The sequence below is a fragment of the Pseudomonas sp. LBUM1648 genome (assembly GCF_059716145.1).
Genome location: NZ_CP166808.1, coordinates 4207010 through 4230546 on the forward strand (window position 1 = coordinate 4207010; position 23537 = coordinate 4230546).

The window sequence follows — 23537 nt, forward strand, 5'->3', positions numbered from 1 at the left end:
TCACTTCGCCCTCATCTGCACGGCATTGGCCATCCGCTCATAGAGGCCGACCAGTTCACGGGTTGCATCACGCAGTTGCCGCGAAGCCTCGGCAGCACGGTCGGCGGTAGCCGCCACGTTTTTCGCAAAGTTTTCCGCCGCATTGGCCTGGAACTCGCCGAGTATTTGCGCTTGTTGCGCATCCCGACTGACGCCTGCCGCCGCCACCCCGCCAAGCCCCTCACTGACTTTGCCAAGCCCCGTGGTGGCCGACGATGCCAATTGGCTACCGGTCAGGGCGCCACCAAAATTGACGACACCTGACACAATCTGGCCAATCGCCCCGGTCATCGCCGCCTTGAAGGTCGATTCAATCGCGTTTTGCTTGGTCTCCAGCGCCGTAAGCTGTTTATCGAAAGCATTCTTTTGCATGTCATCGTGAAACTCGCGCAAGGTATCGCGCATCTCGATGTTCATTTTCTTCATCAACATGATGATTTCGTTGATGCGCGTGAAGGCGTTGTCCCCGGTGTCGAAAGTACGTGTGTCCCCGGCGTCCTGGGCGGACAAAGCAGCGGTCAACGGTTGAGTATTCACTGTAGTGGTCATCTGTTCTTCTCCTGGTATCAAACCATTGCCGAGGCAATCTGTACTTGCACCGCACCGGCTTGTGCGATGGCTTTGCTGCCGTCTTGCACCACCTGGGACTGTCCTTCGATCAGTTCGCCAATGCGCTTCATGGCGGCGTCTTTTTCGTCTTTGTAGAAGGTGAAAAGCGATTGCAGCCATTGTTGATCGAGCATCAGTTGACTGATCTCTTTCTGCAGCTTGGCGCGGTCCACGGCCAGTGCTCCGGAGGTGATCTGGCTGGCGCCGGCCACCGCGCTGCGGGTGACGTTAACGGCGGTATAGGTCGAAGCCTTGAGCGCAACTTGCAGCACTTCGCGATTGATCTCTTTGGTCACGGCCTTGGTCACTTCCTTGGCGGTCATTTCCACGCCTTTTTCGATCGCACCGTGCCCGACCTTTTGCACCGCTTTGGTCACCAGTTGTTCGATGGCTTCCTGAGAAAACTTCTCCAACATCCGGTTGACGCCGAGCTGTTGCACGATCTTCTGCGCCGCTTCCTTGCCGGCGGTCTTGGACGCCTCCATGGCGACCTTGCCCAGGCTCTGGGCAATTTGCGCGGACACCTGCGAGGCCACTTCCTTGCCGACCATTTTTGCGGTCTGGTCGATGGCGCCTTTGCTACCGGCCTTGATACCCGCCACCAGCGCTTGTTCGGCGCCTTCCCTGAGCACCGTTCCGGCGACTTTGGGAATGACCTTGGTCATCAGCATGTTGCGGGCGGCACTGGTGATGTCGATCACGGCCCCGGCAATTTCAAAGCCCAGCTGGACCTTACCCGCCACATCGGCAATTGCCCGGTACTTTTCGGCATTGTCGGGATCGATCAGGGCCATGGTGTTGGCGGCCGCCTTGACCACGCCGGCGAGCCCCGCCATCAGGTCCATCGCCCCGCCGGCCGCGGTCATGACGTTGCCGGTCAGCGCGCCACCGACGATCTTCGCCACGCCCGTGACAATTTCCACGGCGGCGATCACCCAATCGAAGATCACCCCGAAGATGCCGGCCTTCTTGGCTTTCTCCTGCTGCTCGACGGCTTTGTCCATCTGCTCGCGGAAGTCCACCACCTCTTGCTGGCGCACCCGCTCCTGCTTATCGGTCATGATCGCCAGGGCCTTGGACTTGGCCATGGCGGTGCTGCCCAGAATTTCGCTGGACAGCAGTGTCGAGGCCAACATGATCGAGTCCATCGGGATCTTTTCCAGATCCTTGAGGCTGATCGGTGTGCCGCAGTCGTTCTTCGCCGGGACGTTGGCAAAGATCCGGTCCAGGGCTTTCATTGCTTCAAGTTGCGACACCTGCAGCTTGGGCGGCGGCGGGGTATTGACCCGCGAATGCTGCTGGCTGATATCGCCGAACGCCGTCGAAGGACCGCGCGAAGCCGTGGTGCCTGTTTGCGCTTCTGCGTGGATTTTCGGGGTGTCCGGGACGAGCATCTGCTCGGTTTGCGGCCCCGTCAGCGGGCGCGTATTCAAGGTGATGCTCATGCCGATCCCTCCACCGCACAATGAGCCAGCAACTGCGCGGCACTGTGCTGAATAACCTCATGTTCAGGTTTTTGGTTGCACCACTTGATCGCGGCATTGAATGCTTTGCGGGCGCAGTCGATCTGCCCCAGCAGGCTATGGCTGATGCCGGCGAAATAGGCGGAACGCGGATCATCCACCTGGATCATCCCGGAGCGACCGAAACTGCTGACCGCCTCTTCATGCAGGCCCAACCGCTGGTTGCACAGCCCCAAGGCCAGCCAGCACTCGAAGTTCCAGTGATCGAGACGCACCAGCAAGGTGTAGACGTTGCGCGCGGCTTGAATATCGCCGCTGTGGAACAGCTGCGTCGCGTAGGCGTATAGCTTGTCGATGTCGTCTTGCGTGACATCGGCCAACATACGAATCGAGCCACCGCGCGCGAAGAAATGCTGAAGCACTTCGTGGTCGTCCTGACCGGCGCTGCTAATAGATTGTGTCATGATGACTCCTTGCAAAAACAACCGCCCTCCCTGACTGGCCACCTTGGAAAAACCGGTGGCCAGCGCGTTATCCAATCAACGGATAGCGGAGGCAGTGCCCTTGGTCATTTCAGCGAGCATGCTTTGCATGCTCTGGGTCAGTTGGTTGGAGGTGCTGTAGTTCTGCATCACTTGCTGCAACTTCAGCTGGCTTTGCTGGTTGAAGTCGGTCGCACGACCCGCCACCGTTTCCAGCGAAGACTTGGCCATCATCAGGTCGCCCTTATCGAGCTTGCTGCCCTTGCCTACCATGAACTCATCGATGGTCTTGCCGTCGACCAGGATGTTGTTGGCCTTCATGTAGTCAATGACACTCGCTGGCAGCTCCCCGGTGCTGTCCGGCTTGTCCAGCTTGGCCATCACGCCTTCCACCAGGTTGGCTTTCTCCTGGGCGTCACGGGCGATCTCGGATTTTTTGTTCATCTGCGAGAACAGGTCATTACCCGATTGGGTCAGCTGCAACATAATGTTCTGCATGGTCTGCAGGCCGTTGCTGAACATCGATTGCGAATTGACGATCGACTGCGGTGTTGGCTGCACCGAGCCCAGGGAGTTGATCGAGTTAAATTTATTGGCAATAGGATCCATCGTGTTTCTCCAAAGGATTCAAGCAAAGTTTCGACTGATTTTTTTCAGTGCAGTGTTTTTTACCGCAGGTACTTCTTTTACTGATACGTCTTGTTGAAGCGCGGACAACGCGTGCAGTTGCTCTCCCACTTTCTTCAGGCTTGTTTCTGATGTGGCCATTTTTTCGAAAAATCGACGCTGCGAGTCATTTCCCTCGCGATTCATGTAGTCATTCAACTTGTTCAACTTCATCCTGGCCTGCGGATCAAACTCCGCACGCTGCTGAAGCTGAGACACTTCGGCTTGCAACTTTTCGAATTCCTGTGTTTGACGAGCAAACATCGATTTGTTTCTAGCCAGTTCGGCCAGCATGGCCTTGAGTTTTTCCATGTCGTCCATTCAGCACTCCACCCTCAGGACAAAAGCAGATTAGCCCGTTATCCAAGCCCGCTTTTATAGAAGTCGATAAGGGTTTACTTTTTTGCCTATTGATCGATTGAAAGGTTTATTAGTCAATTGCGATTAACGAATAGCCGATGCCGTGCCTTTGGTCATTTCGGCCAACATACTTTGCATACTTTGAGTCAACTGGTTGGACGTGCTGAAGTTCTGCATGACTTGCTGCAGTTTCAACTGGCTTTGCTGATTGAAATCGGTGGCACGGCCCGCCACCGTTTCCAGCGAAGACGTGACCATCATCAAGTCGCCCTTGTCGAAAGCCATGGAGTCTTCAAGCGCCTGGCGCAGGGTGTTCATGTGCTCCAGGCTGACCTTTTTGCCGCTCTGGAAATTGACTTCCGGCAGTCCCCAGACATAGTCGGAGGCCTTCTTGCCCTCAACGGTGATGCCGTGCTCATCCATGTAGGTGATCACTTCCTGCCATGAACGGGTTTCCATGCCGTCGGGGCCGGATGCGGCAATTTTGGCCATCAGCGTCTCAAGGCTGGCCTGGGCGCCGGAGCGTTCTCCCATGAACTCATCAATGGTCTTGCCGTCCACCAGAATATTGTTGGCGCGCATATAGGCTACTGTACTTTCCGGCAACGGCAACTTGTCCCCTGGTTTTGCCAACCTGGACATGACAGCCTCGACCTGATTAGCCATCTCTTGCGCATCGCGGGCAATCTCGGACTTCTTGTTCATCTGTGCAAACAAGTCATTACCCGACTGAGTGAGTTGCAACATGATGGTTTGCATGCTCATCAAACCATTGCTGAACATCGATTGTGGATTGGCAGCGGACTGTGGCGTTGGGCGCACGTCCTCCAGCGGACTTTTCGGGGTAGTTGCTGTTACGGCCATATTCATATACGGATTCCCAAGGTTTTCACAATGACACCCCGATCATACAACGCGCTCACATTCACTCTTCTGAATTCCCGTCAAACATTCCGGTTTTCACCGAAACGCCGTCGCCTTACATATTTGCTCAATAACTGATGAAAATGATTGCGGCCACACCTTATCTTTCAGGTAATCACCTGATGCATATTTTCCGGCGCTCGCGTGAACATGGTGCTCACTCAGACAGTGATCCAGGAAGGGAGGACCGATGCAGGCAGTACGACTTCTATTTGGAAAGTACGGCGGCAAGGTACAGGTTGACGGCACAGTACAACTCATACCGCCAAACTCTGTCGTCGTGGCCAACCGTGCAACGGCGCCGTGCAGTGCAAACAGCGACCTTCAGTACTTCGATTTCTACCCCGCCGACTTCAAGCACCTGTACGCCGATGTCGTGGATTTGCTCGGCGTCACCCATGGTTCCCTGTTTTGGCGCGCGCCGATCAGAACAGTGAAGGCGCAGGATGACGTGATCAGCGTGCTGGAACTGCTGGCCAAGGGCTCCCCCGATACGTTGCTGCGCTTTGCCTATATCTATTGCCTGGGCGTGGACCGGCGCTACTTCACCGCACTGCTGCAACAGATCATGACCGGCGACGAACCGTTCTTCGAGTTCATCGAAACCCACGCACTGAACCAGTGGTCGGTGGCGCGTTATGCGCTGGAATTCAATATACCGCTGCGCAAGTTCAATCTGTTGTTCCAGGAGAAATACGGTCTTTCGGCAAAGCGCTGGCTGCTGGAACGGCGGCTGACTCGGGCCCGGGAACTGCTGCTGTCGACGCCGATGCGCGTGCTGGACATCGCCCTTGAATGTGGCTTCTCCAATCACGGGCATTTCACCGAGAGTTTTCGCAAACGTTACCTGTGTAACCCGACGCAATTTCGCCTGCGTGCCCAAGCAGCCCTCTCTCCAGCCATCAGCCATGCGGGATAACGGATCATGGACATCGAAACGGTCAATAACCAGCTCTCGCAAATGGTCGAAAAGGCCGGCAATGACGTCCAGTCCAAGCTGACCGCCGCCGACATGAACGACCCGGCGCGGATGCTTCAGGCGCAGTTTGCGATTCAGCAGTATTCAACCTTTGTCACGTATCAAAGTGCGGTGATGAAAGCGGTCAAGGACATGCTTTCAGGGATCATTCAAAAGATATGAACGTCCTTGAGCGCGATGTCTGTCGCATTGTCTGCGAGGCCGGCCTGGCGGCGGTCAATCACGGTTTTATCGAGCAGGCCGAAACGATTCGTAGCGCCCTGCCGCACCTGGTGAGCGATCCAGCAGCGCAGCGGATTTTTCAGGCGACCTTGCTGATCGGCCTCTCACACGTACAGGAAGCGCTTGAATTGTTGGCCGGCGACGCCTCGGATGAGGCCAATACGCTGCGGCGCTTGATCGATAGTGCGTCTCGGGAAGCGCTGCCCATCGCCACATCCCCTTCTTCACACACCCGACTTGCCTGAGACCTTTCTATGGAAATCGAAGCTGTGCGCATGGCCGCACTCCACGCGCCGACAGATCCCGTGCCCACGACTGTCGCCGCGGATGACATTGCCGCTTTCAACCGGGCCATGTTCGGTCAGGCACACAATCCACCCGAGATGTCGGCACTCAGCCAACTGCAGAGTCAATCGCGCACCGTGAGCAGCGCCGTGGCGACGGCCCGTGAAAGCGTGCTCGACAGTCCGCTGAAAATGCTCTCGGCACAGTCGAACATGTTGCACGCCATCGTCGAAGTGGACCTGATTGCCAAGACCGCCGGCTCACTGGCTCAAGGGGTGAACAAGCTGGTGAGCATGCAATGACCCGCGGCTGGCTACGCCTGGGCTGCATCGGCGTGCTGGTGCTGATGCTCAGCGGCTGCAAAGTCGAGTTGTACAGTGAGTTGTCCGAAGCCGACGCCAATCAGATGCTGGCGCTGTTGTTGCTGCGCAATATCGACGCCAGCAAGGAAATCACCAAGGGCGGCCTGGTCACGATCAAGGTCGACAAGACGCAGTTCATCAACGCCGTTGAACTGTTGCGCCAGGAAGGACTGCCACGCAAAAAAATCGCGACCCTGGAAGACCTGTTTCCATCCGGCCAACTGGTGACTTCACCGGTTCAGGAGCACGCGAAGATCCTTTACCTGAAAGAACAGCAGTTGGAGAAGATGTTGCAGGCCATGGATGGCGTCATCATCGCCCAGGTTTCGATTGGTGAATGGATCAGCCAGAACCCCCGTGAAGTGCCGAAGCCGTCGGCCTCGGTCTTCATCAAATACAGCCCTGAACGCAATCTGCTCAATCGCGAAACCGCGATCAAGAGTCTGATCTTCAACAGCGTGCCTAACCTGCTGAGCGAGAACATCAGCATCGTCCTGCAGGCTGCCGATTACCGCTATCAGCCGCTGCCGGAGCCGTCAGCGTCAACGTCAGCCGATGCACCGTTACCATGGCTCGATCACAATCGGCTGCCGCTCATAGTGTTGCTGGTGGCATTGGCGTTGCTGACCCTGGCGATCATGGTCGGTAGGTGGATGCGGTCCAGACGCCAATGACTCGGCTAACCGTCGACCAGACCGTACAGCGCTTGCATCAATGGGGCTGGCAACCTGGCCACTGGATGCATGAGGATTGGTGGCGCCAGCTCGGGCTCACCCCCTGGCGCAGCGTCTACCGAAGTCGAGCAGCCTGTCGCCCGAGTATCGACCGCCTGATCCTGCAACACCGTGGCAGCGCCTGGGCGTCATTGCCCGCTCGCCTCGACGACGGACAACGGGCGATGTTCGCCCTGGAGCCCCGCTTGCCCCAGCTCATCGTCGCCCTTGGGGTGGTGGCATTGAATTGTCCCGATCACCTGTTGTTGAAAAACCGTCGGCTGGCACTCGAGCCTTATCTGGATGAGCGACACTGCGATCAACTGCTGGCCTTGCATCGAGACTGGAGCGGCACCGAACAGGCACTCCCCGCCGAAGCCTTGAGCCAGGCGGCCTTGCACGCCGGCACTCGCTGGTGGCTGCGGGATGTCGAACCCGCCCCGCTCAGCGATCTGCTCGCCCTGCGTTTGCCGCCGGTTGCCGATGCCGCGCTTTCGGTCCGGGACAACGCGGTTCAATGGTTAACCAAGCTCGGACGTTTTCTATGAACCCGCTGAACATTCCGTGCCTTGCCTTGCCGGGCAGCACACCGCACGCCGTGGTCATTCCCGCCTCGCAACTGGCTGAATATTTCAGCGCCACCACGGTGCTCGCCGAGGCTCGCGCGCAAGCCCAGGCCATGCAGCGTCAAGCCCGTGAATGCCTGGCCCGGGCTGAAGAAGAAGCCTCGCAGATTCGCACACTGGCCCGAGATCAAGGCATCGCCGAGGCGGCCAGCGAACGGCAAGCAATGCGCCAGACCCTGATCGAGGAAACCCTGGACTGGCATGTGGCCGAAACCGCGCTGGAAGCCGACCTGGCCCAGCACCTCGACACGCGGTTACGAGAGCTGGTCGCCCAAGTGCTGCAAGAGTTCATCGGCGAGCAGGATGGCGTCGAACTGATGGTTCGGCGCGTGCAGCAGCGACTGCCGACGTTTCTGACGCAGGGCGCGCTGACGGTCCGGGTTGCCCCCAATGGCGAGCAGCAGGTGCGACACGCCCTGGCCGATCACCCTCAGGTTCAAGTGCTCGGCTGCGCTTCGCTGGCGACGACCCAAGCGTTGCTGGAGACCCGGCTGTTCACCCTGCGCATCGACCTCGACGCCCACCTTCAATCCCTCCTGGCGCGCTTGCGGCAGGTCCCGCACGAGACACCTGCCGATGATCACCAAGACCGACTCCGTCAGCCTCCAACCCACCCCGGTGCTGCAAACCCCGGTGCCTCGTCCCCTGCCCGGCGCGACGCAAATCTTGCCAGCGCAATCGGCTCTTGAACTGGCGCGCGCTGAACTCGACCTGCAGGCCATGGATATAGACTTCGTGGCCATTGCCGGATCATGCGATGCCTTGTCCGAAACCCTGGAAAACATGGGGTTCGCCCTGGGCGCGTATAAAAACGCCACAGGCCGCGGCACAGGTGATGGCAAGTCCGAACGCCCGCGTGCCCGCGCCATGCTCCAGCAACTGGTCAAGCACGTCACGGCAACCGCCTCGGCACAAATGGAGGACCTGCATAAACACGCCTCGGCCCTGGATGAAGCGTCTGACCTGCTTGCAAGCATGGAAGACAGCGGACTCGGCGCCGGCGAAATGGCATTGCTGCTGAGTTCGCTGCTGGGGCGGAAAAACCTCGGTGGCGCGCAGCGTAAACGCCTGGAAGACGCGCTGTCGGCGGTGATGGACGATGATGAATGGGCATTGAAACTGTTCAACCGCCTGGAATTCGGCAGCGCGGGTAAAAGCAGTTTTGTCGCCCTCAAGCAGCTCTACCAGCGCGCGACATCACGTCGTACACGCCTGGTGCAATGGTTCGAAGAGTTTCGCCAACTGCACGATCGCAAGCGCAAACTGAAAACGCTGATCCGCACCCTAGCGTTCGAACTCTCGGCTGAGGGCCCGGCCATGGATGTGCAATTGGCTTCGGTGATCACCGACCTCAAACGCATCATGATGTTCATGGGCATGGAGGATCACTGTCACCGCGTTGCCCGCACGCTGGCGATCGAAGGCCTGGATGGCAATGCGGTGATCAGTACCTTGCTGGAAGTTGTTCAGCAGTCCTGGATGCATGTGGACTGGCTCGAACAACAGACCTCACGCCGGGTGCCTGACCCGGATTTGCAGTACGCCTATGTGTGGCAAATGGGTGAGTTGGTGAAGTTGATGACGGATGAGTGCTTTGAAGATGACGAGCAGCGCAAGATGATCACGGAGGTGTTTTCCGAGTATCAGGAAAAACTGGCATAGGTGGCGATGCTGATCAGGGGTGATTATCCAGGATTTGGTTGATGCCATCACTTGCACATTGGATCGGCGAATGGACGGGGCTGATCATGGATATGCCCCGGCCGTTATCAGGCGCGATTGAGTAATGCCCTCGCCTGGGTAAAGTCTGCACGCCTGACGCTGGTCACTTCCGGTTCCCACAGCGGGTTTAACGGGATGTGGTATCCGCTGTTTTTCGCTTGCAGGATCAGTTCGGCCATTTGCTGACTGTTCTCGATCACGCAAATTTCATCAAATGCGCCGAGCCTTGCCGGCAAGAAGAACGTCGCCGGATAGCTTGCCGCGGCGTCGCTGGCCGGGCTGCCCGAGTCGGCGTTGTGGTGAACCACTCGTTCACCTTCGCCGACCAGGGCCGCGTTGATCACCGGAATCATCTCGGCGATCCGGCGCGTGGCGTTGCCGATATGAGGGTCTTCCTTGCTGTAGAAGCTACCAGCGCTTGCATAGTCCTGGCGCAGTTGCGGATCGAGGTTCTTGGGGCGCGGCTCCGTGGTCCGGTCGCTGTAGCCATCGATGCGCGCTTTGAACACACCGTACGCAACATCCGGGACCGGCAGATTGTCTTGCGGCCCCAGGTCGCTGATATGAGGGCCGATCAGATGCAAGTCATAGTCGGCGGTCAGCGCCTTGCCCTCCGGCGCTTTCGCCAGTACTTGCAGCGGCTGTTCCTGCTGACTGATCTGGTAGTGACCCGCGCCGGCACCGGGTGCAGGCGTCGCTTCGAATGTGTACAGTCCGCCACCGGGCGCTTTGGCGCTGAACCTGATGCCTCCCTCGGCGTCAGGTGTTTGCATGTCGGTGATGAGATCACCGGCCAGCAGCGTGTTCATGCGCTCTCTGGAAATCACCAGGGCAATGGCAACGGCATGACCGTCTTCGATGCATTGACGCGTCTGCCCGCTGAATTTCTCGACACGCGTCGGATCCGACGCCAGGCAGCCCTCCAGCTTGCTGAAAGCCTGATCGACACAGATCATCCCGGCCTGCGGCCCCCAGTTGGCGCTCTTGCCTTTGATATGGAAGTCTTTGGTTGGGTGGCCATCTTCAATCAGCCCGGTGGCCACGGTTTCAACCGGCCGCATGCCGATAATGCAGTTGTGCTGTTGCGCCACACTCTGCAAGGGCGCCAAGTGAGCGGCGACAATGCCTGTGCGGTGCTGGACTTTTTCCACGACCTGCGAAAGGTCGGGCGCGGTATTTCTAGCAGCACCCGAAGCTATCTGACCGCTAACAGCCTTGTTCAACGACTCGAGACTGGCGGCACTGGGTTGTATATTGCTGAGCGATAAACCGTTCATTGCTACGCCCCGACATTGAAGAAATAAAGACACGAGTGTTCTCCGGTGGCACTTTTTCCTGGACGGAAAAAGCGCCACCGGGCTTGTTGAAACAACCGAAACGACCTGGCAGACGCTCCGCGATTCGTGTCGGCTGTCACGCTGCACGCTGGTTAAGACGCCCCCCCCCCATGGCCTTGGTTGCGCTCTGCTGCTGCTCCTCGGTTTCGAACTCAACGTAGTTGTCCGGGAACTTGAAGTGCGACTCCATCGAGGACCAGAAGTCATCGTTCTGCTGCTGTCCCTTGTCCCAGATCCGTTCCGAAAGCGACAACACATCGTTGCGCATCAATTGCGGTTGCTCCTGACCCTGGCGGATCACGGTATCGACATGCCCGCGCAACCCGTTGGGACCGGTCGCTTCGATCGTGCTTTTGTTCGGGCGGCTGAAGTAGCGGTCGCCGCGAAATTCGTTGCCCATGAGCGTCTGATAATCCTCGCCGATCTTGTCGATAAAGTCGGCGAGCATCTTGCTATTAGGGTGGCTGGCCAGTAAAGCATTGGCAAAGTAAGGCGTGGCACTGCCGCTGGCTTCGTTCTTGGCGCCGGCCAGGCCCACCAGCATCAGGTTCGGATGCGCTTGCAGTGCGCCACTGAGCGGCTGCATGCATTCCAGATCGATGTCGGCGTATACGCCACCGTGCTCATGCAAAATCTCATAGCGGGCGATGTCGGAGGCGGCAGGGTAAGCGCCGTTGCGGCCAATGATTTCGTGCTGATAGGCATCCTTGTTCTTGAGCTGGATATCACTGCGATTACTCAAGTCACGGATCTGGATGTTTTTGACGCCACCGAACTTTTCCTGCAACGCAGTCAGTGACGTGACATCACGTTGGGGATTGCTGGCGCAACGTTCCCAGGAGCGCACCGTCTGGTCCAGAATCAAGCGCTCGGCCTGGAAAAACTTGTCGTCATTGCCGCGTGTGTGCTGCTGGAAAGCTGCCAGTACCTGGCCTGCGTTCTGCGCGGTGACCATCTTGTCGGCGCCAGGCAACAGCTTCTCTTTCAAGGACTCGTTGCCCTTGGCTGACAGCTCTTTGTTCAGTTCGCTCAGTGCCTGCTTCTGTGCTCCGACGTTCAGCAGTGCATCGGTATTACCCAGTGTGATCTTGAGCTGACTGAACAGGCCCCGCAGCGGTTTCTCGGCCTGATAGTCCGGAAAAATCTTGTCGGCTTGCTGGCGGGCAGTCTTGTTGGTGGCGTAGGCATCGAACTGTTGCGAGTCGACCCACAACATGATCGTACTGCCTGGGTTTTTATCCGCCCACTGGCGCAGGTATTTGTCCTGACTCTCACCCGGTTGAGAGCCCACCCAAACCATATGAATGTTGGAGGGGACCGTCTGGAACTCACTCTTTGGATAAACTTCGGCAAAGGCTTTCGGGGCCTGCGCGGCGTCGATACCGGAGGTCGATGACACCGACGGTTGAGACACGACAGGGGAATTGTGGATCTGCATGGTGACTCCTGGCAACTGGATAAAACGTGCATCCAGTGTCGCCGCATTGCCCTCCGACATTTTACGACTTTGGCGGTTTTGTACTGGTTTTCAGCGCAGAGTTCTAACGTCTTGCGTGTGTGAGTGAAAGCGCCCCCACAAGGTCTCGATAACGTGCGCTGCACTGGCGCAGGCATCGGCGCATTGTTCCAGCGCCTGAAACCGCGCAGCCGGTTGCGGCTGACGCAATTGCCCGCGCAGTTGGTGTTCGGCCTGGCGCAGGGTTTCGAGCAAGTGTCGACGTACGGTTCCCTGCGCGTCGGCGTGCAGGGCATCTTCGAGGTAGGTGATACGAGCCATTCAATGTCCTTTTTTCAATCCGGCGATTCACAGGTCCAGGGGCAGCGATATCAGATCTTGATCCTTGAGCAGGGCCATCGACAGGCGATCAAGCGCATGAATCCGGTAGCCACTGGGTAACACACTACCTTGTTGCAAACGCATGCCGTTGGCCAACTGGACGTAGAGCGAGTCCAAGTTGCCGCCGATGCCGACAATCGATGAGGGCAAATAGCGATCGGCCGAGGCCATTCCCGGAATGTTTTGAAAAACCGCCTGCAAGCGTGGTGGTCCCTTGCGATTGAAGGCCTCAAGCACTTCGGTGACCGTGGCCAAGCGCAGGCTATCCAGCTGACCACTGACCCGCAAGGCCCTGTTGGAGACACTGACGCTCAAGCCGCCCAACATCTGGCGAGCGCTCAGGCGGGCCAACAGATCGTCGAACAGCAACGCCTGATCATTGACCACCTTCCAGCCGCCCAACGCCTGAATCGCTCGCAGCTGAGCGCTGGTATGCTGCCACTTCGCATCAGCGACAATGTTGCCGAAAATCACCACGCGATCCAAACGCGTGCCGCTCTTGAGCTCGACATCCCGATAGCCGTTCAGGCTCAGCACCGAGCGCACGCTGTCGAGCAAGGTGTCGGCGCAGACGCTTTCGTCATACACCAGCAGCCCCCTTTCGCGCAACTTTGAGCGCAGGCCTTCGACGCTGGGCGAGGAGTGACACAGGCCTTTGAGGATCAGGCTGCCCTGATTGCCCCGCTGCACACTCAAGCCGGCGAGCTGCGGGTCTTTCAATTGCATCTCCAGCCAGCCATCCAGGTCAAAGGGCGCCACAGTGAGTGTAGGTCGCCAGGCCAGCAGGCCCAATGCCAACGCAAGCCCACAGAGTAGCGCGAGCGCCCCCCAGTGCCACACAGCGCGGCGCGCCGGGGTGCGCCGATTCAAGCGAGCAGGCACGTCCTGGGTCGGGATATTTTCGTCAGCCCGGCCCAAGACAAACGCCTGGCCGGCAAGATCGACCACACGGCCCAGCGGCAGCGGCTGCTCCAGCGCCCAGGGCTGGCCGTCGACCCAGGCCGGCGTTTCGGACAGCAGCCGGACCGCCTCGTCCTCGATGGATAACGTCGCCTCGGCATCCCGCTCAAGACACAGGACGATGTCCGAGTCCGGACCCCCTATCCGCAGTTTGCCCGCAGGCAGCACCAGTTCACGGCCACTTAACGGCCCATTCAACCACCTGAGTTTATAAACACAGTCCATCAGGGTTGGTGCCAGGGATCAGCTTTAATCAGGAACAAGCGCACCGTTTGCCGGTTAACCTTCTGCGTCGATCTGAAGAACCGGCCAATGAAGGGAATGTCCCCCAGCAACGGGATCTTACGCACGCTTTCGCTTTCTTCATCCTGGACGAAACCGCCCAGCAACAGGGCTTGGCCGGCCTTGAGCAAGGCATGGGTGGAAATTTCCGAGTTCAACGTCTGGGGCAAGGGCTCGCTCTGGCTGATTGGGCTGGTTTGCCGCCCGTCTTGGATGATCAGGGTCAACATGACTTCCTGCCGGTTGCCTTCACCAATCACTCGCGGGGTCACGCGCAGCAGCGACCCGGCGGAAATCGACTCCAGCTTGGCGACGTTTTCCGCCACCAGTTTGGTGTAGAAGGTGATGTTGCGATCGAGTATGGCCTGCATGTTATTGAGCGTGACCACCGATGGCCGCGACAGGATGCGCGCCTTGGCGTTTTGCTCAAGCGCATTGAGCCGGACCATGAAGTTACCGGTGTTGGCGATCACCGTGGAAAAATTGCCGGAATCAAAGCCTTCGCCCGTGTTGAGGCTGACTCCCACGCCGCCGATACGTGCTGCCCCCGACCAATCGACGCCCAAGGCCCCCAGGTCCTGGGAGTTGACGTCGATGATCGCCACCGAAATTTCCACCAGCGATGGTTTGTGATCGAGCCGGGTAATCAGGTCGGCATACAACGGCAGGTTGAGTTTGCGATCGCGTACCAGTACCGCATTCTGTCGCGGATCAGAAGAAAACATCGGTAAGCTGCGGTCGTCCGGTGACGGCTCCCCCTGATTCTCCTTGAGCGGCAAAGTGCGTCCCTGCGCCATGTCCTTGAGAACCGAGACCACGCCCGGCACAACCACTTGCTGGTTGCGATAGGTGTACTGGGTGTCGGCGGCGGTGGCGTACTTCAAGGCAAACAGCTCGATGGCCTCCTGATTACGCTCGCGATTGAATTTTTGCTGGTCGAGCCCTTCGGCCAGGCGTGACACCCGCTCCATGCAGGCCGGGACGCCCTGTACCTCCAGCGCATTGGAGCTCGGGACACTGCGCACCCGGCAGTAGCGCTTGTCGAGGATGCCGGTGGACTGCAACTGGGTAATCAGGGTCTGAACCGGCAGATACGCCGGGGTCAGCAATTGGCTGCCCACCTCCTGCGCCTTGTAGACATGAATCGTTTGCCCGTCGTAGTACCAGGCCAGTTGATAGAGCTGCGCCAGGTGTTCGAGCGTCTGCTCGGGCGTGCTGCGGTCCAGGCGACCAATAAAGGATTCGCCTATTTGCGGGCTGACGATCACCGGAACGCGGTAGTTGGCCCCCAGGTCGCGCAAGACATCAGCTAACTTGGCGCCACGGGTGTTCAAGAAGAAGGCCGGTGCCCCCTGGGTCGCAATCGCGGCGTCCGCACTCAGGGTAACGCACAGCAGCGCCAGTCCCGTCAGGCAGTCTCTCAACCGCTTCATGCCAGGCGCCCCACCGCACTGGTCTCGGTGGACACCGGGTGCGACGCGTCATGGGTGGCGAACCAACAGGCAACGGACAGCTGTTGTTGCACGCGCGCTTGCAGCTCCAGGGGCGGACACTGGAGGTCATGCCGGCGAATCAGGAAAACACGCTCGCCCTCCACCAGCAGGCTGTCGTCCAGGCTCTGCGGTATCGACGCCAGCCACAAACTGGCGCGAACCAGCCACTCGTCATCAATGGATTCGCATTCTATTGCCAAGGCAACGCATAGCCCCAGTGGGTACTCCCAGCACCATCCGGGGACACCGGACAGGCTCATGTGCCAGCGCTGTCCCACTTTCGAAAGCACACGAACGGTTTCAAGCCCAACCAGAGAAGATGGAAAATTCATAGGGTTATCGATGCAAGGAATTACACGATTTTGTCAGTCTTGGGGAAAATCTGAATCCGGTAATGACCTGAACCCTATAGCCTTCGCGCACCATTCCCCGAAAGAAGTCAGGTTTCTGATCATGCTGCCCAATCTGCAACCCAAGTCCGCGCCACAACGAATCCTGATCGTCGAAGATCATTATTTGCTGATCTACGGCATCAAAATCCTGCTGTCGGCGATGCCGGCCTATGAAGTCGTCGGCGAAATCGTTGACGGCCTGAACGTCTACGCGGCCTTCCAGCAGCTCAACCCTGACGTGGTGCTGCTCGACCTGGGCCTGCCCGGCATGGATGGCATCGATGTCATTCGCCAGTTGAAACGCCGCCGCCCGGAGCTGACCATCGTGGTGGTCACCGCCGACGCCTCCGAACACCGTGCCCGCGATGCGTTGGCCGCCGGCGCGCAGGCCTACATCTTGAAGAAGAGCTCCCAGCAGATTCTGCTGGCCGGCCTGCAAACCGCCATCGCCGGTCAGGTGTTTCTCGACCCGGAGCTCAATCTGGTGCACGTGACCAGCGCTCCCAATGTCGGCGGGCTGACCAACCTGACCACTCGCGAGCGCCAGATCCTCAAGCTGATTGCCGAAGGCGACCGTAACCGGGACATTGCCGAAAAGCTGTCGATCACCATCAAGACGGTCGAAACCCATCGCCTCAATCTCATGCGCAAACTCGACGCGCATAACATCGCCGACCTGGTCAATTGGGCGCGCCGCCTGGGTATTCATTGAAGGGTTCTGACCCATCCGTTATGTCTTGTGCAAAATCAATCCGCGCAGGTTGCTGACCTCTTCGTCGCTCAGCCATCCGCCATGGCTGACTTGGGTCTCCAGGTCCTGCGCCCATTTGTACACCCTATCCAGACCACCCTGACCGGCACAGCCCTTGAGCGGGTGCAGCAGCGTCAGCAGGGCGGCGCGGTCCTGTGCGCAGCACGCAGCCTCAATATCCTGATGAATAGCTTCCAGCGTCTCGTAGAGCTTGCTGCTCAGCGTGGCGTCTGCAAGGTCGAGCAGCGGCTGCTGCAGCTTGCGGTTCGGCGCCAGATCAATGCCACGGGCCAGTTGCAGCGAAACCACCTGTTCGACGCCGCTGGCCAGTTGTTCAAGGCTGACCGGCTTGGCGAGGTAGCCATTCATCCCCGCAGCCCGGGCCCGATAACGCTCGGCGGGCAATGCATTAGCCGTGAGCGCCATGATCGGCGTGTCCGGATCAAGCATGCCATTGGCCGTGTCGCGCCATAGCCGAGTAACTTGCAGGCCGTCCATGTCCGGCATTCGAATATCCATCAACACCCAATCGAACACATGGGTTCGCCCGCGGTGCAACGCTTCTTCCCCCGAGGAAGCCGAATAGGCCAGATGCCCGAGCTCCTGGAGCATCTTGCCGACGATATCGCGGTTGACTTGCATGTCATCGACCACCAGCACCTTGAGCGCCCAGGCACACGGGGCAATCGAGGCCGGCTCGTCGCCGGGCAGCTTTTCCTCGAACAGGATGGCGCTTACCTTCTGCCACAACCTGCCCGGCAGATAAACAAGCTCCGGCATGTCGAGCAAAGGCGAGTCTCCCGGCTGGGCTTCGATGCCCCAGATCGCCAACTGCGGCTGCAAGGCCATCGGCGCGGGCAGCCGTGCTGAAAAGGCCAGCGAGGGTTCACCGGGATCGCATATCGGTAGTAACAAGGTAAAGGTCGAGCCTTGCCCGGCCTGGCTGTCGAGCAATATTTCCCCTCCCATCAGGTTGGCCAGCCGTGAGGCAATGGCCAAGCCCAGGCCGCTGCCGTTGTCATGGGCGCGGACCTGGATGAACGGCATGAAGATATCGAGCTGATTCTCTTCCGGTATGCCTTTACCGGTGTCGCGGACCGCGATGACTAGCATCTCTGCCCGGCGCTCGAGCCGTACGCAGATTTCGCCATGCGTGGTGAACTTCACTGCATTGGCCATTAGGTTGATCAGAATCTGCTGCACCCGCACGCCGTCGAGGGACATTGACCGGGGCACGTTGGCCGCCACCAGGGTGCGCAGCGACAGGCGCTTTTCCTGGGCGCGCAAATTGATCGTCAGCAACACCTGATCGATCATCGGCAGGATCGCGGTCTGCTCGTAGGAAAGTTCCAGCTGTCCGGCTTCGATTCGGGAGAAATCCAGCAGGTTGTTGATGATGCTCAACAGAAAATCGGAGGATTGACGCGCGGTGCCGATCAGTTCTTGTTGTGGCCCGGACAGGTCGCTGCGCTCCAGAAGGCTGAGGGCACCGACGATGCCATTGAGTGGCGTGCGTATCTCATGGCTGATGCTCGTCAGGTGCTCGCTCTTGCGGTGACTGGCGCGCTCGGCGATACGCTTGGCCGCATCCAGTTCGCGGGTACGACTCCTGACTTTGTTTTCTAGGGTCTGATGATAGGCATTGAGGGTCTTGAGCAGTGTGTTGTAGGCGCTGGCGATGCGGCCCAGCTCGTCCTTGCGCCCCTCCGGCAAGCGATAGCTCAAGTCGGTGAGCTGTTTTTGGCGGTGGATGAGTTCAATGATCTGGCTCAACGGCCGACCCAACTGGCGTTGCAGGATCAGCGCAATGAGTACCAGCAACAACAGCTGGGCCAGCAACGTCCAAGGCGCGGTCGATCCCAACAACGGCAGCACCCGGCTCATGGCCACATCACCGCGCGCGATGGCGAACAACAGCCATGGCGGCCCCTTGAGCGGCGCACAGTCCACAATGAAACCGGCCATTTCCATGGCCTCACGCTGACAGTCCGGTTCCACACCTTGGGCGGCAAGCAATGCGCTTTCCTCGCGATTGTCACTCCATAGCAGGGCACCGCGGGCATCGCGCAGCACGTAAGAAAAGTCATATTTGCGGGCGTTCAGATCGTCGACCCGCAGCAACTGCCCGGCAGTGATCCCGGTAAGAGCATCGACCGCCGTCACCGCGCTGCGCAAATGACCATGACCGTCGTCGAACACGATTCCCCAGCAGTTGTCGCTGGTGGTCGAATGATACTGCCGCGCCAGTAGCGCCTGCATTTTGATCTGCATATCGGCGGCCGACTGACTCTCGGGGCGGTAAAAAAACACGCCCTGCCCCGGCAACACCAGAAAGGTTTCAGTGCGGTTGATCGCATCCGAGTTGCCAAAAATCTCGATTACCTGGCCCGCAACGGCGATGCGCGCCTGGTCAATCTCTACCCCGTCAAAAGGGACGAACACCGTGTGCTTCAGTTCGCCGCTCTGCACCCCGGAAAGCCGTGCGTTCCTGAGCAGCTCGCTCCACAGGCTCAACAGGGTATTGACCCTGATCTGGGCCAACTCGTAACGACGATTCTCTTCCTCTGCGACCCCGTTCAGCTCCCAAGTCAGGTCTTCCCTGACTTCCGCTTCGGCCTTGCTGTAGCGGTAATAGAAACTGATGGTCTCGGACAGCAGCCAGAATGCGCTCATGGCGCAGGCCAGGGTGACGATGACACTACGGGTCAGTGAGGCTTGCCAAAGTTTATGCATAGGGATAACGGTCTCGACAGGCTGCACCATGTGCAGCGCACAAAACGATACGCCAGGAGACAGATTTGATAAATCAGGTGAAGGCCGTATAGCGCGAAGGGCCGCCGGTTCTGGATCATGGCGTCAGCCTGATGTCGCCACGACAGCCCATTGTTGACCAGATAAGGATGCGGATGGATCTACAAACGCAACGCAGTCTTGAGGAGTTCCTGCGTTTGGCGGACCTTTGCCCTTGCCGTGTCGAAGCGCGGATGGAATTTTCCCAGCCGCCGCTCAGGTTGTACATCGAATACACCCAGGGCCGGGTGCTGCTGTCGCTGGCGCGCCAGGTTGAAGCCTGCCGGCGTCTGAGTACCTTCAAGGCCCTGTTGGGGCAATGCCACCCGGCGGCCACGCAAGGTGTTGCGCTGCGCGCCTATGTCGTGGGCGAGCAGCAAATGCTCACCGCCGCGCTGGTGCCCGGCACGGGCGTCACACACTGGCTCGAGTGCCTGCGCACCCTGCGTCGGCTACTCGAACGCCACGCTGGGGATCGCCAATGAAACGCCTCACGCACTGGCTTTCGCTGGCGGCAGGTCGACAGGACATCGTGTTGGCTGTGCTTCTGCTACTCGCTGTTTTCATGATGATCGTGCCATTGCCCACCGCCCTCGTGGACCTGTTGATCGCCATTAACCTGACCATCTCGATCGTGCTATTGATGATGGCGCTGTACATCCGCGAACCACTGGAATTCTCGACTTTTCCGGCGGTGCTGCTGATCACCACCCTCTTTCGTCTGGCGCTGACCATCAGCACCACCCGGCTGATCCTGCTGCAAGCGGACGCGGGTGAAATCGTCTACACCTTTGGTAACTTCGCCGTCGGGGGCAACCTGGGGGTCGGCCTGATCGTGTTCATGATCATCACCATCGTGCAGTTCATCGTGATCACCAAGGGCTCGGAGCGGGTCGCCGAAGTCGGTGCACGGTTTTCCCTCGACGCCATGCCGGGTAAGCAGATGAGCATCGATGGCGACATGCGCGCCGGGATCATCGACGCCAATGAGGCCCGCCGCCAGCGCGGCCTGGTGCAGAAGGAAAGTCAGCTGTATGGCGCAATGGATGGGGCGATGAAGTTCGTCAAGGGCGACGCGATTGCCGGCATCATCATTATCCTGGTCAACATTCTGGGTGGCACCGCAGTCGGCGTGTTCATCCATGGCATGAGCGCGAGCACGGCCATGTCCACCTACGCCATCCTGTCCATCGGCGATGGCCTGATCAGCCAGATTCCGGCGCTGCTGATTTCCATCACCGCCGGCATCATCGTCACACGCGTGCCAGGGGAACAGCGCAAGAACCTGGCCAGCGACCTGAGCGAACAAATCACCCGACAACCCCAGGCGTTGAGCCTGGCCGCTGGTGTGCTGCTGGTGTTCGCTCTGATTCCCGGCTTCCCGGTGATCTACTTTGTTGGCCTGGCCGTAGCGATCTATGGCGGTGCCTGGTGGATAAGGAAGCGCCAACCCCGTGCCGGTTCAAATGCCAATGGCGCCTCAGCCGATGCGCCATCAGGCATGAGCGGGGATGACAACCATCCGATGATGACACCTGGGGCGATTCCGTTGATGGTGCTCATGGCCAGTGACCTGGGGCGCTCAAAGGCGCTCGACGAGGGTTTGCGCCTGCTTCGGCAGAAAAAATTCGAACAGCTTGGCATCCCGCTACCCGACATCCACCTGCAGATCGATGCCTCGCTCGAAGCCGGGAGCCTGCGGGTGCTGCTGTATCAGGAGCCGGTGCTGACGCTGACGGTGCCCGAGGGGTTGCTGCTGGCCGATGCGCACGCGATGCCGCTGGCGCAAACACGGCACAACGACAAATTACCCTTTGGCGGCCTAACCCTGCAATGGATCGAGCCCGAACACTTGGAAACGCTGAGCGCACTGGGCGTCGTGCTGCATCGCGACCAGGCCCGTATCACCCACTGTTTGTCGTTGGTCGTGGACCGCTACGCCGCTGATTTTATCGGCGTGCAGGAAACCCGCTACCTCATGGACTCCATGGAAAACAGCCATGCCGAACTGGTCAAGGAAGTGCAACGGCAAATGCCCATCGGGCGCATTGCCGATGTGCTGCAACGGCTGGTAGGCGAAGGCGTGTCCATCCGGGACCTGCGCAGCATTCTCGAAGCCTTGACCGAATGGTCGCCCCGGGAAAAAGACCCGATCATGCTCACCGAATACGTACGGGTTGCCCTGCGGCGCCACATCGCCACGCGCTACCGGGGCAATCAGGCGTGGATCAGTGGCTGGATGATCGGCGACCGCATCGAGGGACTGGTCCGTGAATCGATTCGGCAGACGGCTGCCGGGTCCTACTCGACGCTGGAAGCCATACAGAACCAGGTCATTATCGACGGCATCCGCGAGCGCGTCGGCGACGGCGACCCACGTCGCGCCGTGCTGATTACCGCCATCGACGTGCGGCGGTTTGTGCGCAAGATCGTCGAGCGTGAATACTCGGGCCTGCACGTTTTGTCGTTCCAGGAACTGGGCGATGAAGTCGAGTTGCGCGTTATCGGCAACATCGACCTGATTGAGCACGCCTGAGATGCGCGTACCGGAACTCGCCCTCCTGCGCGACTTGCTCGATCAGCGGCCCAGCTTCCAGCAGGCCAGGGACGCGACGGATGACGTTGGCGAGCGTTTCAGCGGCCGGATCACCGAAGTCGGCCCGACCCTGTTGCGCGCTTACCTGCCGGGCGTCGGGCTCGGCGAACGGTGTCGGCTGGAGCCGTCCGATATCGAGGCCGAGGTCGTCGCCGTGGAAAGTGATTACGCCGTGCTGTCACCCTTCAGCGAACCGCTGGGCGTGACCACCGGCAGCCACGTACACGCAATGGGAAAACCCCACGAAATCGCCTTGGGGGAATTCCTGCTCGGCAGTGTCGTCGACGGCCTGGGCCGTCCGCTCGACGGCCAGGTTGCACCGGCCCATTGCCTGTGGCGCGGCGTCGAACGCGAGGCCCCCGACGCCCTCACGCGTACGATCATCGACACGCCGCTGCCGCTGGGGGTACGCGCAATCGACGCGCTGCTGACCTGCGGAGTCGGTCAACGGATCGGCATTTTTGCGGCGGCTGGCGGCGGGAAAAGTACATTATTGGGGATGGTCTGCGACGGCAGCCTGGCTGACGTGATTGTGCTTGCCTTGATTGGCGAACGGGGGCGCGAAGTGCGTGAGTTTCTTGACCACACGCTGTCCCCGGCGGCCCGTGGACGAACCGTCGTGGTGGTGTCGACCTCCGACCGTCCCGCGCTCGAACGCCTGAAAGCCGCCTACACCGCAACCACCATTGCCGAGTACTTTCGTGATCAGGGTAAGACCGTGCTGCTGATGATGGATTCGCTGACCCGCTTTGCCCGTGCCGCCCGGGAGATTGGCTTGGCCGCCGGAGAACACAGCGGCGCCGGCGGCTACCCGCCCAGTTTCTTCGCACGCCTGCCTCGTCTGCTCGAACGCGCCGGACCTGCCGCCATCGGCAGCATCACCGGGATCTACACAGTGCTGGTCGAGGGCGACAACATGAACGAACCGGTGGCCGACGAAGTGCGCTCAATTCTCGACGGACATATCGTGTTGTCGCGCAAGCTCGCCGAAGCCAACCACTATCCCGCCATCGATATCGGGGCCAGCGTCAGCCGGGTGATGAGCCAGATCGTCGACGCCGAGCATCGGCAAATGGCCGGCAAGGTACGGCGCCTGATGGCGGCCTACAAGGACATCGAACTGCTGGTCCGGGTCGGTGAATACCAGGCCGGCCAGGACAGCGAAGCCGATGAGGCCCTCGCCCGTCGTGAGGCGATTCAGGGCTTGCTGTGCCAATCCACCACGCAAAAGAACAGCTTCGAGGAAACGGTCCAGCACCTATGCCAGACACTGACAGCCTGATCCTGCGGCGCCTGTTGTCACTCAAGCAGCGGCGTGAACTTAGCCTGCGCGCGGCGCTGAGCGCTCTGGCGCGACGGGATATCGAACTGCAGGACAACATCCTTCACTTGCTGGAACAGCGCCGTCAGCTCTGGCGCCAGTGGCGCGACTGTGGCGGGGTTTCACAAGTCGTCGATCACGGCGCGTTGCGCCACCTGAAGATCGAGCTCGCCGAGTACCACCAGCAAGACCATGCCATGGCCGAACAGCTGGAAGCGCTGCACAACGAGCAGGACCGGGTACACCGTGAGCAGGCCGAGGGCCAGATTCAACTGCGCAAACTGCTGGTGGAGCAAGAAAAATTCAACTGGCTTCTGGAGTGATCC

At 59.5% G+C, this 23537-nt stretch carries 26 protein-coding genes; 13 read left to right on the plus strand and 13 right to left on the minus strand.

Annotated features, from left to right (window positions below):
- From sseD to ACA043_RS19085, 6 genes are all read right to left on the minus strand, one after another.
- Complete coding sequence (gene sseD, locus ACA043_RS19060; RefSeq protein WP_497657684.1) at nucleotides 1–588, minus strand: type III secretion system translocon protein SseD; 588 nt, start codon at nucleotides 586–588, stop codon at nucleotides 1–3.
- A 17-nt stretch (nucleotides 589–605) separates the two neighbouring features.
- The gene (sctE, locus tag ACA043_RS19065; protein ID WP_497657685.1) at nucleotides 606–2093 is read right to left on the minus strand and encodes a type III secretion system translocon subunit SseC family protein; all 1488 of its coding nucleotides are present in this window, start codon (nucleotides 2091–2093) and stop codon (nucleotides 606–608) included.
- On the minus strand, nucleotides 2090–2575 hold the full coding sequence (locus ACA043_RS19070; RefSeq protein WP_497657686.1) for a SycD/LcrH family type III secretion system chaperone: 486 nt from the start codon (nucleotides 2573–2575) through the stop codon (nucleotides 2090–2092). The genes sctE and ACA043_RS19070 overlap by 4 nt, the downstream gene beginning before the upstream one ends.
- A 75-nt stretch (nucleotides 2576–2650) precedes the next feature.
- Complete coding sequence (locus tag ACA043_RS19075) at nucleotides 2651–3202, minus strand: hypothetical protein (protein WP_497657687.1); 552 nt, start codon at nucleotides 3200–3202, stop codon at nucleotides 2651–2653.
- An 18-nt stretch (nucleotides 3203–3220) separates the two neighbouring features.
- Nucleotides 3221–3580 (minus strand): hypothetical protein, encoded by a 360-nt coding sequence (locus tag ACA043_RS19080; protein WP_497657688.1) that lies wholly within the window; start codon nucleotides 3578–3580, stop codon nucleotides 3221–3223.
- A gap of 123 nt (nucleotides 3581–3703) precedes the next feature.
- On the minus strand, nucleotides 3704–4489 hold the full coding sequence (locus ACA043_RS19085; protein ID WP_497657689.1) for a hypothetical protein: 786 nt from the start codon (nucleotides 4487–4489) through the stop codon (nucleotides 3704–3706).
- Nucleotides 4490–4733: 244 nt separating this feature from the next.
- On the opposite strand from ACA043_RS19085, the gene ACA043_RS19090 reads away from it, so the two are divergent.
- From ACA043_RS19090 to sctW, 8 genes are read left to right on the plus strand one after another with little or no spacing between them, the layout of a single operon-like run.
- Nucleotides 4734–5462 carry a helix-turn-helix transcriptional regulator gene (locus ACA043_RS19090; RefSeq protein ID WP_497657690.1) on the plus strand — a complete coding sequence of 243 codons (729 nt, stop codon included), beginning with the start codon at nucleotides 4734–4736 and terminating at the stop codon, nucleotides 5460–5462.
- A gap of 6 nt (nucleotides 5463–5468) precedes the next feature.
- Complete coding sequence (gene sctF / locus ACA043_RS19095) at nucleotides 5469–5684, plus strand: type III secretion system needle filament subunit SctF (protein WP_075120821.1); 216 nt, start codon at nucleotides 5469–5471, stop codon at nucleotides 5682–5684.
- Nucleotides 5681–5989, plus strand: coding sequence for an EscG/YscG/SsaH family type III secretion system needle protein co-chaperone (locus tag ACA043_RS19100; RefSeq protein WP_497657691.1), 309 nt, complete (start codon nucleotides 5681–5683; stop codon nucleotides 5987–5989). The genes sctF and ACA043_RS19100 overlap by 4 nt, the downstream gene beginning before the upstream one ends.
- A 9-nt stretch (nucleotides 5990–5998) precedes the next feature.
- Nucleotides 5999–6331, plus strand: coding sequence for a type III secretion system inner rod subunit SctI (gene sctI / locus ACA043_RS19105; RefSeq protein WP_497657692.1), 333 nt, complete (start codon nucleotides 5999–6001; stop codon nucleotides 6329–6331).
- Nucleotides 6328–7065, plus strand: coding sequence for a type III secretion system inner membrane ring lipoprotein SctJ (gene sctJ / locus ACA043_RS19110; protein WP_497657693.1), 738 nt, complete (start codon nucleotides 6328–6330; stop codon nucleotides 7063–7065). Before sctI ends, sctJ begins: the two co-directional genes overlap by 4 nt.
- Nucleotides 7062–7652: a type III secretion system domain-containing protein gene (locus tag ACA043_RS19115; protein WP_497657694.1), complete on the plus strand. Its 591-nt coding sequence runs from the start codon at nucleotides 7062–7064 to the stop codon at nucleotides 7650–7652. Before sctJ ends, ACA043_RS19115 begins: the two co-directional genes overlap by 4 nt.
- Nucleotides 7649–8419 (plus strand): hypothetical protein, encoded by a 771-nt coding sequence (locus tag ACA043_RS19120; protein ID WP_497657695.1) that lies wholly within the window; start codon nucleotides 7649–7651, stop codon nucleotides 8417–8419. The genes ACA043_RS19115 and ACA043_RS19120 overlap by 4 nt, the downstream gene beginning before the upstream one ends.
- Nucleotides 8307–9392, plus strand: a complete 1086-nt coding sequence (gene sctW, locus ACA043_RS19125; protein WP_497657696.1) for a type III secretion system gatekeeper subunit SctW — start codon at nucleotides 8307–8309, stop codon at nucleotides 9390–9392. Before ACA043_RS19120 ends, sctW begins: the two co-directional genes overlap by 113 nt.
- 107 nt (nucleotides 9393–9499) lie before the next feature.
- On the opposite strand, the gene ACA043_RS19130 is transcribed toward sctW, so the two are convergent.
- The 6 genes from ACA043_RS19130 to ACA043_RS19155 form a co-directional block, all read right to left on the minus strand.
- A complete protein-coding gene (locus ACA043_RS19130) occupies nucleotides 9500–10729 on the minus strand; it encodes an anthrax toxin-like adenylyl cyclase domain-containing protein (protein ID WP_497657697.1) in 1230 nt (409 codons plus the stop codon).
- Nucleotides 10730–10865: 136 nt separating this feature from the next.
- Nucleotides 10866–12227 (minus strand): TcdA/TcdB catalytic glycosyltransferase domain-containing protein, encoded by a 1362-nt coding sequence (locus ACA043_RS19135; RefSeq protein WP_497657698.1) that lies wholly within the window; start codon nucleotides 12225–12227, stop codon nucleotides 10866–10868.
- 90 nt (nucleotides 12228–12317) lie between these two features.
- Nucleotides 12318–12566 carry an EscE/YscE/SsaE family type III secretion system needle protein co-chaperone gene (locus tag ACA043_RS19140; RefSeq protein ID WP_497657699.1) on the minus strand — a complete coding sequence of 83 codons (249 nt, stop codon included), beginning with the start codon at nucleotides 12564–12566 and terminating at the stop codon, nucleotides 12318–12320.
- A gap of 27 nt (nucleotides 12567–12593) precedes the next feature.
- Nucleotides 12594–13811 (minus strand): type III secretion system inner membrane ring subunit SctD, encoded by a 1218-nt coding sequence (sctD, locus tag ACA043_RS19145; RefSeq protein WP_497657700.1) that lies wholly within the window; start codon nucleotides 13809–13811, stop codon nucleotides 12594–12596.
- Nucleotides 13811–15301: an EscC/YscC/HrcC family type III secretion system outer membrane ring protein gene (locus ACA043_RS19150; RefSeq protein ID WP_497657701.1), complete on the minus strand. Its 1491-nt coding sequence runs from the start codon at nucleotides 15299–15301 to the stop codon at nucleotides 13811–13813. The genes sctD and ACA043_RS19150 overlap by 1 nt, the downstream gene beginning before the upstream one ends.
- On the minus strand, nucleotides 15298–15693 hold the full coding sequence (locus ACA043_RS19155) for a hypothetical protein (RefSeq protein ID WP_497657702.1): 396 nt from the start codon (nucleotides 15691–15693) through the stop codon (nucleotides 15298–15300). The genes ACA043_RS19150 and ACA043_RS19155 overlap by 4 nt, the downstream gene beginning before the upstream one ends.
- A 121-nt stretch (nucleotides 15694–15814) precedes the next feature.
- Here ACA043_RS19155 and ACA043_RS19160 point away from each other — a divergent pair, with 121 nt between their 5' ends.
- The gene (locus ACA043_RS19160; RefSeq protein ID WP_497657703.1) at nucleotides 15815–16465 is read left to right on the plus strand and encodes a two component system response regulator; all 651 of its coding nucleotides are present in this window, start codon (nucleotides 15815–15817) and stop codon (nucleotides 16463–16465) included.
- Nucleotides 16466–16483: 18 nt separating this feature from the next.
- Here the strand turns inward: ACA043_RS19160 and ACA043_RS19165 are convergent, their stop codons facing one another.
- A complete protein-coding gene (locus ACA043_RS19165; protein WP_497657704.1) occupies nucleotides 16484–19237 on the minus strand; it encodes a two component system sensor kinase in 2754 nt (917 codons plus the stop codon).
- 173 nt (nucleotides 19238–19410) lie between these two features.
- Here ACA043_RS19165 and ACA043_RS19170 point away from each other — a divergent pair, with 173 nt between their 5' ends.
- The 4 genes from ACA043_RS19170 to ACA043_RS19185 are packed head-to-tail and all read left to right on the plus strand — an operon-like array spanning nucleotide 19411 to nucleotide 23534.
- Nucleotides 19411–19779 carry a hypothetical protein gene (locus tag ACA043_RS19170; RefSeq protein WP_497657705.1) on the plus strand — a complete coding sequence of 123 codons (369 nt, stop codon included), beginning with the start codon at nucleotides 19411–19413 and terminating at the stop codon, nucleotides 19777–19779.
- Entirely contained in the window at nucleotides 19776–21830 is a 2055-nt protein-coding gene (locus tag ACA043_RS19175) for an EscV/YscV/HrcV family type III secretion system export apparatus protein (protein ID WP_497657706.1), read from the plus strand. Before ACA043_RS19170 ends, ACA043_RS19175 begins: the two co-directional genes overlap by 4 nt.
- Before the next feature lies 1 nt (nucleotide 21831).
- Entirely contained in the window at nucleotides 21832–23172 is a 1341-nt protein-coding gene (locus ACA043_RS19180; RefSeq protein WP_497657707.1) for an EscN/YscN/HrcN family type III secretion system ATPase, read from the plus strand.
- A complete protein-coding gene (locus tag ACA043_RS19185; RefSeq protein WP_497657708.1) occupies nucleotides 23151–23534 on the plus strand; it encodes a hypothetical protein in 384 nt (127 codons plus the stop codon). The genes ACA043_RS19180 and ACA043_RS19185 overlap by 22 nt, the downstream gene beginning before the upstream one ends.
- Nucleotides 23535–23537 lie beyond the last annotated feature (3 nt).

Bases quoted from the DNA above. Each gene is read 5' to 3' on its own strand.
- ACA043_RS19175 (WP_497657706.1), top strand. From the start codon at position 19,776: ATGAAACGCCTCACGCACTGGCTTTCGCTGGCGGCAGGTCGACAGGAC.
- ACA043_RS19150 (WP_497657701.1), bottom strand. From the start codon at position 15,301: ATGAAGCGGTTGAGAGACTGCCTGACGGGACTGGCGCTGCTGTGCGTT.
- sctE (WP_497657685.1), bottom strand. From the start codon at position 2,093: ATGAGCATCACCTTGAATACGCGCCCGCTGACGGGGCCGCAAACCGAG.
- ACA043_RS19100 (WP_497657691.1), top strand. From the start codon at position 5,681: ATGAACGTCCTTGAGCGCGATGTCTGTCGCATTGTCTGCGAGGCCGGC.
- ACA043_RS19135 (WP_497657698.1), bottom strand. From the start codon at position 12,227: ATGCAGATCCACAATTCCCCTGTCGTGTCTCAACCGTCGGTGTCATCG.
- ACA043_RS19185 (WP_497657708.1), top strand. From the start codon at position 23,151: ATGCCAGACACTGACAGCCTGATCCTGCGGCGCCTGTTGTCACTCAAG.
- ACA043_RS19155 (WP_497657702.1), bottom strand. From the start codon at position 15,693: ATGAATTTTCCATCTTCTCTGGTTGGGCTTGAAACCGTTCGTGTGCTT.
- sctW (WP_497657696.1), top strand. From the start codon at position 8,307: ATGATCACCAAGACCGACTCCGTCAGCCTCCAACCCACCCCGGTGCTG.
- sseD (WP_497657684.1), bottom strand. From the start codon at position 588: ATGACCACTACAGTGAATACTCAACCGTTGACCGCTGCTTTGTCCGCC.
- ACA043_RS19130 (WP_497657697.1), bottom strand. From the start codon at position 10,729: ATGAACGGTTTATCGCTCAGCAATATACAACCCAGTGCCGCCAGTCTC.
- ACA043_RS19090 (WP_497657690.1), top strand. From the start codon at position 4,734: ATGCAGGCAGTACGACTTCTATTTGGAAAGTACGGCGGCAAGGTACAG.
- sctF (WP_075120821.1), top strand. From the start codon at position 5,469: ATGGACATCGAAACGGTCAATAACCAGCTCTCGCAAATGGTCGAAAAG.
- ACA043_RS19085 (WP_497657689.1), bottom strand. From the start codon at position 4,489: ATGAATATGGCCGTAACAGCAACTACCCCGAAAAGTCCGCTGGAGGAC.
- sctJ (WP_497657693.1), top strand. From the start codon at position 6,328: ATGACCCGCGGCTGGCTACGCCTGGGCTGCATCGGCGTGCTGGTGCTG.
- sctD (WP_497657700.1), bottom strand. From the start codon at position 13,811: ATGGACTGTGTTTATAAACTCAGGTGGTTGAATGGGCCGTTAAGTGGC.
- ACA043_RS19160 (WP_497657703.1), top strand. From the start codon at position 15,815: ATGCTGCCCAATCTGCAACCCAAGTCCGCGCCACAACGAATCCTGATC.
- ACA043_RS19075 (WP_497657687.1), bottom strand. From the start codon at position 3,202: ATGGATCCTATTGCCAATAAATTTAACTCGATCAACTCCCTGGGCTCG.
- ACA043_RS19070 (WP_497657686.1), bottom strand. From the start codon at position 2,575: ATGACACAATCTATTAGCAGCGCCGGTCAGGACGACCACGAAGTGCTT.
- ACA043_RS19180 (WP_497657707.1), top strand. From the start codon at position 21,832: ATGCGCGTACCGGAACTCGCCCTCCTGCGCGACTTGCTCGATCAGCGG.
- ACA043_RS19080 (WP_497657688.1), bottom strand. From the start codon at position 3,580: ATGGACGACATGGAAAAACTCAAGGCCATGCTGGCCGAACTGGCTAGA.
- ACA043_RS19165 (WP_497657704.1), bottom strand. From the start codon at position 19,237: ATGCATAAACTTTGGCAAGCCTCACTGACCCGTAGTGTCATCGTCACC.
- ACA043_RS19140 (WP_497657699.1), bottom strand. From the start codon at position 12,566: ATGGCTCGTATCACCTACCTCGAAGATGCCCTGCACGCCGACGCGCAG.
- ACA043_RS19115 (WP_497657694.1), top strand. From the start codon at position 7,062: ATGACTCGGCTAACCGTCGACCAGACCGTACAGCGCTTGCATCAATGG.
- sctI (WP_497657692.1), top strand. From the start codon at position 5,999: ATGGAAATCGAAGCTGTGCGCATGGCCGCACTCCACGCGCCGACAGAT.
- ACA043_RS19170 (WP_497657705.1), top strand. From the start codon at position 19,411: ATGGATCTACAAACGCAACGCAGTCTTGAGGAGTTCCTGCGTTTGGCG.
- ACA043_RS19120 (WP_497657695.1), top strand. From the start codon at position 7,649: ATGAACCCGCTGAACATTCCGTGCCTTGCCTTGCCGGGCAGCACACCG.